At 44.5% G+C, this 13324-nt stretch carries 12 protein-coding genes; 9 read left to right on the top strand and 3 right to left on the bottom strand.

Features of this window, described 5'->3' with window-relative positions; genetic code table 11:
* Positions 1 to 5 precede the first annotated feature (5 nt).
* Complete coding sequence (gene rarD, locus MD535_RS22870) at positions 6 to 902, bottom strand: EamA family transporter RarD (RefSeq protein ID WP_265677433.1); 897 nt, start codon at positions 900 to 902, stop codon at positions 6 to 8.
* A gap of 202 nt (positions 903 to 1104) precedes the next feature.
* On the opposite strand from rarD, the gene recQ reads away from it, so the two are divergent.
* From recQ to MD535_RS22855, 3 genes are all read left to right on the top strand, one after another.
* Complete coding sequence (gene recQ / locus MD535_RS22865) at positions 1105 to 2940, top strand: ATP-dependent DNA helicase RecQ (RefSeq protein ID WP_265677432.1); 1836 nt, start codon at positions 1105 to 1107, stop codon at positions 2938 to 2940.
* Positions 2933 to 3235 (top strand): DUF3630 family protein, encoded by a 303-nt coding sequence (locus MD535_RS22860; protein WP_265677431.1) that lies wholly within the window; start codon positions 2933 to 2935, stop codon positions 3233 to 3235. The genes recQ and MD535_RS22860 overlap by 8 nt, the downstream gene beginning before the upstream one ends.
* 191 nt (positions 3236 to 3426) lie before the next feature.
* Positions 3427 to 4098, top strand: a complete 672-nt coding sequence (locus MD535_RS22855) for a 7-cyano-7-deazaguanine/7-aminomethyl-7-deazaguanine transporter (protein ID WP_265677430.1) — start codon at positions 3427 to 3429, stop codon at positions 4096 to 4098.
* Positions 4099 to 4158: 60 nt separating this feature from the next.
* Here the strand turns inward: MD535_RS22855 and gppA are convergent, their stop codons facing one another.
* Positions 4159 to 5655, bottom strand: coding sequence for a guanosine-5'-triphosphate,3'-diphosphate diphosphatase (gene gppA / locus MD535_RS22850; RefSeq protein ID WP_265677429.1), 1497 nt, complete (start codon positions 5653 to 5655; stop codon positions 4159 to 4161).
* Between the two features lie 20 nt (positions 5656 to 5675).
* Positions 5676 to 6971: an ATP-dependent RNA helicase RhlB gene (rhlB, locus tag MD535_RS22845; RefSeq protein WP_250619670.1), complete on the bottom strand. Its 1296-nt coding sequence runs from the start codon at positions 6969 to 6971 to the stop codon at positions 5676 to 5678.
* A gap of 108 nt (positions 6972 to 7079) precedes the next feature.
* Here rhlB and trxA point away from each other — a divergent pair, with 108 nt between their 5' ends.
* The 6 genes from trxA to fre all read left to right on the top strand — a co-directional run bounded on the left by trxA (position 7080) and on the right by fre (position 12929).
* A complete protein-coding gene (gene trxA, locus MD535_RS22840) occupies positions 7080 to 7406 on the top strand; it encodes a thioredoxin TrxA (protein WP_102469969.1) in 327 nt (108 codons plus the stop codon).
* Between the two features lie 193 nt (positions 7407 to 7599).
* Positions 7600 to 8859, top strand: a complete 1260-nt coding sequence (gene rho, locus MD535_RS22835; protein ID WP_250619677.1) for a transcription termination factor Rho — start codon at positions 7600 to 7602, stop codon at positions 8857 to 8859.
* 109 nt (positions 8860 to 8968) lie between these two features.
* Complete coding sequence (locus tag MD535_RS22830; protein WP_265677428.1) at positions 8969 to 9967, top strand: hypothetical protein; 999 nt, start codon at positions 8969 to 8971, stop codon at positions 9965 to 9967.
* 101 nt (positions 9968 to 10068) lie between these two features.
* Positions 10069 to 11934 (top strand): 4-hydroxy-3-polyprenylbenzoate decarboxylase, encoded by a 1866-nt coding sequence (gene ubiD / locus MD535_RS22825; RefSeq protein ID WP_265677427.1) that lies wholly within the window; start codon positions 10069 to 10071, stop codon positions 11932 to 11934.
* Complete coding sequence (locus MD535_RS22820) at positions 11931 to 12203, top strand: 2Fe-2S iron-sulfur cluster-binding protein (protein ID WP_265677426.1); 273 nt, start codon at positions 11931 to 11933, stop codon at positions 12201 to 12203. The genes ubiD and MD535_RS22820 overlap by 4 nt, the downstream gene beginning before the upstream one ends.
* Positions 12204 to 12215: 12 nt before the next feature.
* Positions 12216 to 12929, top strand: coding sequence for an NAD(P)H-flavin reductase (gene fre, locus MD535_RS22815; protein WP_265677425.1), 714 nt, complete (start codon positions 12216 to 12218; stop codon positions 12927 to 12929).
* The last annotated feature ends 395 nt before the right edge of the window (positions 12930 to 13324 follow it).

Below are 13324 nucleotides of genomic sequence, written 5' to 3'. Positions count from 1 at the left end.
CAACGCTATTTTGCTTTTTTTGTGCCGTTTTTAAGCCCATCAATACTGAATACCAGCAGTGCACCCCAAATAAAGGCGAATGTGAGCGCTTTATCTGTGGAAAAATTCTCTCCATAAATGAGAACCGCGAGCATAAACATCAGGCTTGGGCCGATATATTGAAAGAAACCGAGTGTAGAGAGCTTTAAGCGAGTCGCAGCGCCAGTAAAGCACAGTAAAGGTAAGGTTGTGATAACACCGGCTGAAATCAGTAGGATGTTTAAATTTACGCTGTTATTGAACAGGTTTGAAGTGGCACTATCAGCAAATATTGCTAGGTAGATCGCAGCAACAGGAAGCAGTACTAAGGTCTCAATGAACAGCCCAGTTTGAGCGTCTAAATTGACTTTTTTTCGCAATAAACCGTAGAAACCAAAGCTTGTGGCTAATGCTAATGCCACAATCGGTACTGATCCGAAGACAAACAGCTGAATTAGTACACCGATGGTCGCAAGGCCAACAGCAAACCACTGTAGCTTTCGTAGTCGTTCTCCAAGAAATAGCATACCAAGAATGACGTTAAACAAAGGGTTAATATAATAACCAAGGCTTGCATCAAGCATATGATTAGAATTTACCGCCCATATGAAAATTAACCAGTTGGTACCCACCAGTAGCGAAGTGGTTAACAAGAAGCCCATTTTCTGCTTGGATTTGAGTACATCGCGCACACCACGCCAGCGACGACCATAGTGCAGTAATCCCGCAAGTAAAAAAAACGACCAAAGAACGCGATGGCTCAATATCTCTAGCGGTGACACTTCCCCTAAAGCTTTAAAGTAGATAGGGGCAATACCCCACATGGTATAGGCGCCGACGGCAAGTAAAATGCCCTCTTTAGCGCGTTGTTGTTCTATGGACATGCAGTGATTCTCAGAAGCGTAGCCAATTTGGCCGAAAAGGGGAAGTTGGCTAGTATAGCGCTTCGGCGGCTGAGGCACTAATTATTGTATGAATGATAGACGGTGGTTAATTAATGGACTGAGTGATTTCCAGTTTCATTCCCCTCTGAACCCCTCTACAATGTAGCGTCTTTTTGCCCTTCATTTATTGTCAGGATATTGCATGACTGCTGTGTTACTTGCTGAACAGTCCGAATCATTACCAAGTTCACAGTCTGTCCTTGAGTCGGTTTTTGGCTATCAAGATTTTCGACCAGGCCAACAAGAAGTCATTGATAACGCGATTGCGGGCGCGGATGGTTTGGTCATCATGCCAACAGGGGCGGGTAAATCCCTGTGTTATCAAATTCCAGCTTTAGTTCGCTCCGGTGTCACTATCGTGATTTCACCGTTAATTTCTTTGATGAAAGATCAGGTCGACCAACTAAAGGCTAATGGTGTTGCCGCGGAGTGTATTAACTCTACGATGAGCCGTGAGGCTCTCGTTGAAACCTATCGCCGAATGAATACCGGTCAGGCAAAGCTCGTCTATGTTTCTCCTGAACGTGTGCTTATGCGAGATTTTATCGAGCGCTTGGAACATATCGAACTGTCGATGATTGCGGTTGACGAGGCACACTGTATATCGCAGTGGGGGCATGACTTTCGACCAGAATACGCATCACTAGGACGCTTGAAAGAGTTATTTCCTTTTGTTCCTGTCATCGCTTTAACCGCCACAGCGGATGATGCGACTCGTAAAGATATTATTCAACGCTTGAGCCTTCGAGATCACCATGAGTATCTCGGCAGTTTTGACCGACCGAATATTCGTTATACGCTGGTGGAAAAACACAAGCCAGTGTCTCAGGTTGTTCAATTTTTAGCAGAGAACAAAGGGGGCTGCGGCATTATTTACTGCGGCAGTCGTAAAAAAGTCGAAATGTTGACGGAAAAGCTGTGCAATAACCATGTCCGTGCTGCCAGTTATCATGCGGGGATTGATGCTGATGAGCGCGCCTATGTCCAAGAGGCGTTTCAGCGTGACGATATTCAAATAGTGGTGGCCACTGTTGCATTTGGTATGGGCATTAATAAACCGAACGTGCGATTTGTCGTTCATTTTGATATTCCGCGCAACATCGAGTCTTACTATCAAGAGACCGGGCGAGCTGGTCGTGATGGACTGCCAGCGGAAGCTATGATGTTGTATGACCCTGCGGACATGGGTTGGCTTCGCCGTATGTTGGATGAAAAAGATGAAGGCCCTCAAAAGCAAGTCGAGAGTCATAAGCTGAATGCGATGAGTGCATTTGCGGAGGCGCAAACCTGCCGACGCCAAGTACTGCTCAATTATTTTGGTGAGTATCGGGAGGAACCTTGCGGTAACTGCGATATTTGTCTTGATCCACCGAAGCGTTTTGATGCAACCGAGCAAGCACAAAAAGCGTTATCCTGCGTTTACCGAGTGAACCAAAGTTTTGGTATTGGCTATGTCGTTGAAGTGTTACGAGGCATGGCGAACATTCGAGTTCGAGAGCATGGCCATGACAAATTAACCACTTATGGTATTGGCCGCGATCATAGCCATGACTATTGGGTCAGTATTTTTAGGCAACTGATTCATAAAGGCCTACTGAATCAAAATATCACGCGAAATTCGACATTGCAGCTGACTGAAGAGGCGCGTCCGGTGCTGCGCGGTGAGATGTCATTAGAACTGGCGGTCCCTCGCTTGGATACCGCGGCAAGAAGTGCTAAATCTGAAAAGTTGGTGTCGAAGCATTATGATAAAAAGCTGTTCGCTAAGCTAAGAAAACTAAGAAAATCCATTGCTGATGAAGACGGCTTGCCGCCTTATGTGGTCTTTAGTGATGCGACCTTAATTGATATGGCTGAAATTCTACCTACGTCTTACGGCGAAATGTTGGCAGTGAACGGGGTGGGTGAGCGTAAATTAGATAAATATGCTGACCCATTTTTAGACTTAATTCAGGAGCATTTGACTAACCATGGCTGAGTTCGGTTTACGTGAATACATACGAGAGCAAGGTAAGCTACTCATTGTTACGCCTTCATTTGATTTCGATAGTTTTGATGAGCTAGCAGAAACACTCGTGCGTTCATTATCTGCACAAGTGATAGAAAAACAATGGGATGCTGATCTTCACACCTGGCTCATTGATTTTGAAGGCTGTCGATTATTGCTAAAAGGAGAGCATTACAGCGAATCTATGTGGTTTGAAGCGTTAGATAAAACGAGTTCGATAGAAGAGTTGGATTTTCTTGCCACACTATTTAAACAGGGCTTTTAGCGAATTCAGAGTTTCAATTAGGCTATTTTACGAGTAAACGTTTGCCTTTATCGCGTCTGTTGCACCCTTAATTGATTAATGTATAATCGCCCGCCGCGAATCGGTGGAAACATCGATATTTTATTTCTGTCATTAGAGACGCTGTCTCACTTGGGTTCCCTCCACCCCAAGCAAAACGAAAAAGGTACAATATGAATCATTTTTCCCCTGCGCAACAGCGCAAAGCATTAACGCTTCTTGTTTTATTTCACCTTGTCATTATTGCGTCCAGTAACTATTTGGTCCAACTGCCATTTACTGTTTTTGGCTTTCATACGACCTGGGGTGCTTTTACCTTCCCGTTTATTTTTCTAGCGACCGATCTCACTGTTCGAATATTTGGCGCAGGAATGGCACGAAAAATCATTTTTCTGGTGATGTTACCAGCCTTAGCAGTGTCATACGGATTGTCTGTACTCTTTTTTGAGGGGCAATTTCAAGGTTTAGGTCAGTTGAGTGAATTTAACTTGTTTGTCGCGCGAATCGCTGCCGCGAGTTTTATGGCGTATTTACTGGGACAAATCTTGGATGTCCATGTCTTTAATCGACTACGTCAGATGAAACAGTGGTGGGTTGCGCCGACATGTTCAACTTTATTTGGTAATGCGCTTGATACGTTGGCGTTCTTCGCGATTGCCTTTTACCAAAGCCCGGATCCGTTTATGGCAGAGCATTGGACTGAAATTGCTTTGGTTGACTATGGCTTTAAGTTAATCATCAGTTTGGGACTATTTGTGCCGATGTATGGCGTGTTACTTAATTTCTTAGTGAAGAAGCTGACGGCCAATGACGCTGAATTTAAGATGTCTGGAGTGAAAGCATAGATATAAAAAAACCGAACGAAAGTTCGGTTTTTTATGGATCGTTGTTTACTGACAGGGGCGCTAAACGGCCTTGATGAACAATGGCCAGCCTAAGTCAGATTGTCTATTTGACTCTATTTCGAGCTCTGCCGCGGTGAGTGGATTACGTTCAAGCCACCGTTTATCTAGCGTAAGTGTGAGGTGATCTCGATTACTCACTAGCGTGACATTAGGTTGCAAATCACGTTGTCGCCTATGGGTAATAATGACCGCAAGGCGCAGTAAGCGTAGAGCTCGTGTCGCACTCTCTGCTGATATAGCATGCTGTGGTGGTAGTGGACTTAATTGGTCTTTATAACGCCGGATCACTTCAGCTAAAAAGTGCTTTTGTGCTCGTGTATAGCCGGGGAGATCGATGTTTTTGAGTAGGTAAGCGCCATGTTCACCTGCTTTTTTAAAATCGAGAGTAAGACCAATTTCATGCAGTTTTGCTGCGGTTGTTAGCAGTGCTTCTCCGTGCGGCTCACGGATACAATTGTCACCACCACAAGCATTGAGAAGCTGCAGGGCTGTTGTTGCTACCTGCTCACCATAAGCCACATCGAGTTGGCAGCGAGATTGCACACTGTTAATGGTACGCGCTCGAATATCATCTTGTTGAAGCTCAGACACCATGTCGTAAACCATGCCTTCACGCAATGCACCGCCAGCCAATGTCATATACCCCAGCTCGAGTAGCTCAAAGATAGCGATGAGAATGGATAGCCCACTTGGGAACACTAAAGCGCGTTCTAGCGTCAGCCCTTCAATGTCTAGTTCTTCTAGGTGATCAGCTTGCATGGCTTGCTTTTGTAAGCGCTTGAGCTTGGCATGCGTGATGACTTCATCCATCCCCTGTGCCAGCATAATTTCTTGTAGCGCTTGTACGGTACCACTTGCACCAACACAGGTATCCCAACCAATTTGTTGGTATTGGGCGAGTATAGGTGCAAGCGTGTCTTTCGCTGCACTGATCGCACAGTCGAAATTTTTCTTGTTTAATTGGCGGTCTTTAAAGTGACGTTCAAGCCAAGTAACACAGCCCATTTTTAAGCTGGTTAAGGCTTTAGGTTGGAAGCCCTCACCGATGATCAGCTCAGTACTGGCACCGCCAATATCAACAACCAGCCGACGACCTGTTCCACCAGAAGTATGAGCCACACCTTTGTATATCGTTGCAGCTTCTTCTTCACCTGAAATCACCTGAATCGGATAGCCAAGAATATCATTGGCTTTATCGAGAAAAATATCGACATTGGTCGCGGTTCTAAGTGTAGCAGTACCAACAATACGGATATTTTCTTTAGGGATATCTTGTAGCCTCTCAGCGAAGAGGCTAAGGCAATCCCATCCACGTTGCATGGCTTCTGGGCTTAACGCCATGGTGTCATTCAACCCAGCAGCAAGGCGAACCTTGCGTTTTATTTTTGCCATGGTTTGAATGCTGCCGTCGATGTGTCGAACCACTAACATGTGGAAGCTGTTCGACCCTAAATCAATCGCGGCATAAAGAGGCGAAGAATTAACTGCGTGACTCATAAAATGTGGCTATGTCCTTATTAAGAGCGTGGCGCTCTTGGTCTTCTTTGAGGCTTACGGTTTGACTGTCTAGAACCACCAGTATTGGTACGACGTTGGCCAGAGTTACGAGGTCTCATCGTTGTCAAAGGTGCCGGTAGATCGGTCAATAGTGCGGTTGAGTCATAATCTGATACTGGGATTGAGTGTTCAATATATTCTTCAATCGCAGGCAGATTAATAGCATAGTCTTCACACGCAAAGCTAATGGAGTGTCCACTCGCGCCAGCACGACCAGTACGACCAATGCGGTGAACGTAATCTTCGCAGTCGTCAGGTAGGTCAAAGTTGAAAACGTGTGTGACTTGTGGAATGTGCAACCCACGCGCAGCAACATCCGTTGCAACCAGAATATCAACGTCACCTTGGGTAAATTGTTCTAAGATTTTTTCACGTTTCTTTTGTGGTACATCGCCAGTTAGCAGTCCTACACGGTGCCCGTCTGCAGCAAGATGGCCCCAAACTTTGTCACACTTGTGTTTGGTGTTGGCAAACACAATGGCGCGATCTGGCCAGTCATTTTCAATCAAGGTCTGTAGCAGAGTCATCTTTTCAGTGTTTGATGGGTAGAAAAGTTCTTCTTGAATGCGATGACCTGTTTTTTGTTCAGGTTCAACGACCACATGCTCAGGGTTGTGCATATGCTCAAAGGCTAACTCTTGAACGCGATAAGACAAGGTTGCTGAAAATAGCATGTTCAGACGATCTTTTGGTTCCGGCATACGACGGAACAAAAAGCGAATGTCCTTAATAAAGCCTAAATCAAACATACGGTCAGCTTCGTCGAGAACGACGGCTTGAATGTTATTTAGGTTAAATACACGCTGTTTGTAAAAATCGATAATACGACCACAAGTACCGATAAGGATATCGACACCTTGTTCAAACTGAGCAAGTTGCTTATCGTAGCTATCGCCACCGTAAGCTAACGCTGTTTTTAGCCCAGTACTCTCGATAAGTGGTTTAGCATCATTGTGGATCTGAATGGCTAATTCACGAGTCGGAGCCATAATAATCGCACGAGGCTGGTTAGCCGTACGACCGTCATGTTCGGGAGTGATCAGTAAGTGGTTAAAGGTAGCAGCGAGAAACGCGAGCGTTTTTCCAGTCCCTGTTTGGGCTTGGCCTGCAATATCTTGGCCGGTGAGCAGTACCGGCAACGCCAAGGCTTGGATAGGGGTACAGAATTCGAACCCTTTTTTTCCTAGTCCTTCAATGATTTGCGGTTGTAAATCCAAATCGGCGAATTTTTGCTCTGTGATATGCGTCTTTTTCATCGGCACAGAATATCAGCTTAAGCTTGCAATACGAAGTTAAATACTTTCCAATAGGAGAACTAATTGTTGGTGATTATCTCATCAACACGAAAAATATCGGAGTGAAAGATGAGTGAAAAGATTTTGCAGCTGACTGATGACGGTTTTGAAACTGACGTGATTAATGCTGCAGGCCCGGTTCTTGTTGACTTCTGGGCAGAGTGGTGTGGTCCTTGTAAAATGATTGCGCCTATTCTGGATGAAATTTCAACAGAGTACGAAGGCAAGCTCACTATCGGCAAACTTAACATTGACCAAAATGCAGGTACGCCACCAAAATTCGGTATTCGCGGTATCCCAACACTACTTTTATTTAAAGATGGTGCGGTTGCTGCGACGAAAGTCGGCGCATTATCAAAAACTCAATTGAAAGAGTTTTTGGACGCAAACCTATAATGATAAGTAACGAAAACCGTGTATCTTAACAAATACGCGGTTTTGTTTTTCCCAAAGCTAGACTAGAATGACTTTTAGTGCTAATTTATCGCACGTTAATTAAACAAACGTTCACTTCTTGGTCGTTCCTGAGACCAAATCCATCTTAAATAAGAAAATAGATCCTATTTTGACTAAACAAACATCCACCACAATGAATTTAACAGAATTAAAGAACAGACCTGTTTCTGAGCTCGTCAAGCTTGGCGAATCATTAGGCCTAGAAAACTTGGCTCGTTTGCGTAAGCAAGACATTATTTTCGCCATCTTAAAAGCGCATGCGAAAAGTGGTGAAGATATCTTTGGCGACGGGGTTCTAGAAATTCTTCAAGACGGGTTTGGCTTCCTGCGTAGCGCAGACAGCTCGTATCTAGCTGGTCCCGATGACATTTATGTCTCTCCAAGTCAGATTCGCCGTTTCAATTTGCGTACGGGTGATTCTATTGCCGGTAAGATTCGTCCACCAAAAGACGGTGAACGCTACTTCGCATTATTGAAGGTTAATACGGTTAACCATGACAAGCCTGATAATGCGCGTAATAAAATTCTGTTTGAAAACCTAACCCCTCTGCACGCTAATGAGCGTATGGTTATGGAGCGCGGTAATGGTGCAACTGAAGATATTACGGCTCGTATTCTGGATCTAGCTTCTCCAATCGGTAAAGGTCAGCGTGGTCTGATTGTTGCACCGCCTAAAGCGGGTAAAACAATGCTACTGCAAAATATTGCACAGAGCATTGCGCACAACCATCCAGACTGTGAGTTGATGGTTTTACTTATCGATGAGCGTCCAGAAGAAGTGACCGAAATGCAACGCCTTGTAAAGGGTGAGGTTATCGCGTCAACATTCGATGAGCCTGCTTCTCGTCACGTTCAGGTCGCTGAAATGGTGATTGAAAAGGCGAAGCGTCTTGTCGAACACAAGAAAGACGTAGTTATCTTACTTGACTCTATTACACGTCTCGCTCGAGCATACAACACCGTGGTTCCTTCATCTGGCAAGGTACTGACAGGTGGTGTTGATGCCAATGCTCTACATCGTCCTAAGCGCTTCTTTGGTGCGGCTCGTAATGTAGAAGAAGGCGGCAGCTTAACGATCATCGCAACAGCGCTAGTTGATACTGGTTCTAAAATGGATGAAGTTATTTACGAAGAGTTTAAAGGTACAGGTAACATGGAACTGCACCTAAACCGTAAGATTGCTGAAAAGCGTGTCTTCCCTGCGATTGACTTTAATCGTTCAGGTACTCGTCGTGAGGAGCTTCTGACCAAGACTGATGAGCTACAGAAAATGTGGATTCTTCGTAAGATTGTTCATCCAATGGGTGAGATCGATGCAATGGAATTCCTTATCGACAAGCTTGCGATGACCAAGACGAATAATGAGTTCTTTGATGCAATGCGTCGTCAATAACTGACAGCATTTCTCAATTTTAAAACGCCACCCTTTTAGGGTGGCGTTTTTGTTTGCACTTCTTTTCTTTCCGGCGCACAATCAAAAGGAGTGTTAACGGGAGGTTAAAATGCTACAAGGATGGTTAGCATCGTTTCTCCTCGGCTTTGCGGTTGTGATTATGTCACCTGCAGTAGCATCTAAGGAGATGGCGAAAGAAGAGGTCGATTACTGGCTCAACAGTGAACAAGTAAAACTCAAGGTTTCTGAGTTTATTCGGTTGGTCGAAAAAGATGACATAGACAGTCTTAAGTTTTCTATTAATCGGTTGGCGTTGCCGCAACAAGAGGTTGCGCGTTTCTTATTGCTGAAAAATATTGAGCAGCACGACATTATACTGACATCTAAAATGGCCATCTTTGTTCGAGGTCAGCAATCATTGCCCCCTACCTATACTGTTCTTGAGCGAGGGGAAGGGTATGAATTTTCGGTGCCAGCCTTCAATTATCCTGCCATTTCCTCACGACTGATAAAACAATGGCAAAACGATCAAAAAACCTTGGATTTCATTCTGCTCACAGAAAGTGGGCAGCTGAATCTGCGAGAGTGGCTTTCTGAAGGAAGTGACTACGATAACCAAAATCGTGAAAGCGTGTTAGTGAATGAATTTGATAGCTTATCTCCTAAAGGAAGTGACTTTTTAATTGGTCAGTTAACCAATACCAAAGTCACCGAGTGGTTGCCCTCAACGAGGGTGCTAGTGAGAATGGCTCAAGTGAGTGAAGATGAGCAGCTCTATCAACTATTATGGAAGATGCGGGCTGACCACAATAGCCAATCAGAACTTGAGCGTTTAGCAGCGCTTGAAACTCCGTTTTCGCAACAGCAAATCATGCTTGCTGCAATGAATCCTAGCCTAAAAAATCAAGCCCTATCTGAGTTAGCTCAAATCAATCCGCTTCCTGATGAGGTTAAGCAGTTTTTGGTTTCTAGGATGACGACTTCAGATGATGCCTCATTTGTTGCTCAACAGTTGGCTCAATATGGGCACAGTGGTTGGGTGAGAGATGTTGTTTCAACAAACAGTGATGTTAAAGAAAACTTGATACTTCGAGCTTTGTCTAATTGAAGTAGGTTTGTCGAGGGTAATCATCATTTTTGCTGCAAACTTCGCCAACTGGCGAAGTTTGCGTATATAATGCCTGCATCTTTCAAGGCGATGTATACCCTATGAATTTTAAGGATTTACGAGATTTTATCGATCATCTAGAGAGTAAACAGCTATTGAAGCGTATTACTCACCCTGTTGACCCGCATTACGAAATGACAGAGATCAGTGATCGTACGTTGCGCGCTGGTGGGCCAGCGTTGTTATTTGAAAACCCGATCGGGTACGACATGCCTGTATTGACGAACCTATTTGGTACGTCTGAGCGAGTAGCCATCGGTATGGGCAGGCAAGAGGTCAAAGAACTACGCGAAGTCGGTAAGTTGTTGGCGTATTTAAAAGAGCCGGAGCCTCCTAAAGGGTTTAAAGACGCTTTGGATAAACTGCCAGTCTTTCGACAAGTACTCAATATGCCAGTTAAACGCTTAAAGAGAGCGGCGTGCCAGCAGGTCGTCTGGCAGGGCGATCAAGTCGATCTAGACAAGATACCGGTAATGAGTTGCTGGCAAGATGACGTCGCTCCATTATTAACTTGGGGACTGACCGTCACCAAAGGTCCGAACAAAAACCGTCAAAACCTTGGTATCTACCGCCAGCAAAAGTTAACTAAGAATAAAGTCATTATGCGTTGGTTAGCACACCGAGGCGGCGCGCTCGATCTTCGTGATTGGATGGAAACCCATCCGGGCAAACCTTTTCCTGTCTCAGTCGCTTTTGGGGCCGACCCTGCAACGATTTTGGGGGCCGTGACCCCTGTTCCGGATACGTTATCGGAATATGCATTCGCAGGGTTGTTGCGGGGAGAGAAAACAGAAGTTGTAAAATCCGTTAGCAACGGACTTGAAGTTCCAGCTAGTGCTGAGATTGTCTTAGAGGGGTATATTGATCCGAACGAATTTGCGGATGAAGGTCCATATGGTGATCATACTGGTTACTATAATGAGGTCGAAAAACACCATGTCTTTACTATCACGCACATAACGATGAGAAAAGACCCTATCTACCACAGTACTTATACGGGGCGTCCACCTGATGAACCGGCTGTGCTTGGTGTCGCACTGAATGAAGTGTTTGTCCCTATCTTGCAAAAACAGTTCCCTGAAATTGTAGATTTCTATTTGCCACCTGAAGGTTGTTCTTATCGAATGGCAGTGGTGACGATGAAGAAGCAATATCCTGGTCATGCTAAGAGGGTCATGATGGGAGTATGGTCTTTCTTACGTCAATTCATGTACACCAAGTTTGTCGTGGTCTGCGATGAAAGTGTCAACGCTCGAGATTGGGATGATGTGGTTCAAGCCATGAATACACATATGGACCCGGTGGGCGATACGCTACTTATCGACACGACTCCTATTGATTCCTTAGATTTTGCATCACCAGTGGTCGGTCTGGGTTCTAAAATGGGCCTTGATGCGACGACAAAGTGGGATGCGGAACTCGCGTTAAGAATAGCGAAGCAAGAAAAACCTGGCGCGTACCAGCAGGTAGGTTGCTCTGACGATCAAAATTATAGCCAACAAGTGAAATCTCAGCTTCCAGAGGTTCTGGACTTTTACCTCGTGCCTGGAGCGGGGATTAATCGAATGGGAATTATCATCGTTGATAAACAAAAGCCAGAGCAGGCCGTAGCGGTTATGAAGCAGATTTGGGCGTTATTGCAGCCTAGTATTAATGTTCAGTTTCTCATTGCGTGCGATGGTGACGTGAATGCACGTGATTGGAACGATGTCATTTGGGCTATTACCACCAGAATGGATCCTGCACGTGATACGTTAATGATTGACGATAATGGTTCGAGAGTTGGGTTTGATGCTACCAATAAAATAGGTCATGAAACGTTGCGCGAATGGGGAGTTCCAATTAAGAAAAACCCAGAAGTTGTCGAAAAAATTGACCAAATATGGGATGAATTAGATATCCTATGAGTCATAAAGTAACATTGTGGCCACAAAATATAGAGTTTATCGTAGCAAATGGGCAAACGGTATTAGATGCAGCGCTCAACCAAGATGTTGCATTTCCACATCGTTGCAAGGTTGGAGCTTGTGCCTCCTGCTTATGTCGAATAACTAGAGGGCAAGTCAGTTACGACCTTGAACCCATGTTAACTGAAAATGAAAAACAGCAAGGTTGGATGTTCTCCTGCCTTGCTCATACTGAAAGTGATTTAGTCATTACTTTTGGCGAAGAATAAAAGAGATAAAACATGACAATAAAATGTAAAGTAAAGTCGATAGAGCCTTTAGCCTCAAATACCTACCAGATTCTGTTGCACCCAGAGACGCCGGTAAACTTTAAAGCGGGTCAGTATTTAATGGTTGAGATGGGGGAGTCAGATAAGCGTCCTTTCTCTATTGCAAGTAGTCCTTGTCGGCATGAAGGCGAAGTCGAACTTCACATTGGTGCCGCTGAGCATAATGCGTACGCTATCGAAGTTGTTGATGCAATGAAGAGAGCCTTGGAAACCAATGGCGACATCAATATTGATGCACCACATGGTGATGCTTGGATTCGCGAAGACAGTCAACGCCCTATGTTATTGATCGCTGGGGGTACAGGTTTCAGCTACGTGCGTTCAATTCTCGATCACTGCATCAGTCAAAGTATCATCCAGCCAATCTATCTCTACTGGGGAGGCCGTGATGAGAAGCAGCTTTATGCTAAAGAAGAGCTAGTAGCCATTGCCAGTCAGCACGCGCACATTCAGTTCATTCCTGTTATTGAGCAGGCAGATGGTAATTGGAGTGGCAAGCAAGGAAATGTGCTACAAGCGGTCAGTGATGACTTTGAGTCATTAGAAAATTTTGATATCTATATTGCGGGTCGCTTTGAAATGGCGGGAGCAGCACGTGATCAGTTCACTCAAAACAAGCAAGTGACACCAGAACATATGTACTCTGATGCATTCGCTTTTATCTAAATCTTAATAAAATGACGCGAAAAGGAGAGTTTTTATACTCTCCTTTTGTTTTTCTGCTGTTCTTTTCATCAAAAGAACGTTTTTTTTAAAAAAAATCAAATTAGGGGTTGCGTACGAGTTCAATGTGCCTATAATGCGCCACTCCAGACGGGAAGGCAGCAAAGCAAGAGCCTGATTGGTCTGGAAGGGAATGAGCCAAAACAAAATAGTTTGAAAAAGTGTTTGACACGACAAGTTATTTAGATAAAATGGCCGCCCACTTCGACAGAGAGCTGAAAGGCTTAAAAACGAAAGTTTAGTCAGTCGAAGTTATGTTCTTTAACAATTTAGACCTATATCAATCTGTGTGGACACTTGTTGATGATAATCATTAAGTTTGCTTCTGCTGCAAAGTA

Source organism: Vibrio qingdaonensis (genome assembly GCF_026191675.1).
GTDB classification, from domain to species: Bacteria; Pseudomonadota; Gammaproteobacteria; order Enterobacterales; family Vibrionaceae; genus Vibrio; species Vibrio qingdaonensis.
This window is presented reverse-complemented; position numbering and strand designations above follow the sequence as displayed.

Bases quoted from the DNA above. Each gene is read 5' to 3' on its own strand.
- recQ (WP_265677432.1), top strand. From the start codon at position 1,105: ATGACTGCTGTGTTACTTGCTGAACAGTCCGAATCATTACCAAGTTCA.
- fre (WP_265677425.1), top strand. From the start codon at position 12,216: ATGACAATAAAATGTAAAGTAAAGTCGATAGAGCCTTTAGCCTCAAAT.
- trxA (WP_102469969.1), top strand. From the start codon at position 7,080: ATGAGTGAAAAGATTTTGCAGCTGACTGATGACGGTTTTGAAACTGAC.
- rarD (WP_265677433.1), bottom strand. From the start codon at position 902: ATGTCCATAGAACAACAACGCGCTAAAGAGGGCATTTTACTTGCCGTC.
- ubiD (WP_265677427.1), top strand. From the start codon at position 10,069: ATGAATTTTAAGGATTTACGAGATTTTATCGATCATCTAGAGAGTAAA.
- rhlB (WP_250619670.1), bottom strand. From the start codon at position 6,971: ATGAAAAAGACGCATATCACAGAGCAAAAATTCGCCGATTTGGATTTA.
- MD535_RS22830 (WP_265677428.1), top strand. From the start codon at position 8,969: ATGCTACAAGGATGGTTAGCATCGTTTCTCCTCGGCTTTGCGGTTGTG.
- gppA (WP_265677429.1), bottom strand. From the start codon at position 5,655: ATGAGTCACGCAGTTAATTCTTCGCCTCTTTATGCCGCGATTGATTTA.
- MD535_RS22860 (WP_265677431.1), top strand. From the start codon at position 2,933: ATGGCTGAGTTCGGTTTACGTGAATACATACGAGAGCAAGGTAAGCTA.
- MD535_RS22820 (WP_265677426.1), top strand. From the start codon at position 11,931: ATGAGTCATAAAGTAACATTGTGGCCACAAAATATAGAGTTTATCGTA.
- rho (WP_250619677.1), top strand. From the start codon at position 7,600: ATGAATTTAACAGAATTAAAGAACAGACCTGTTTCTGAGCTCGTCAAG.
- MD535_RS22855 (WP_265677430.1), top strand. From the start codon at position 3,427: ATGAATCATTTTTCCCCTGCGCAACAGCGCAAAGCATTAACGCTTCTT.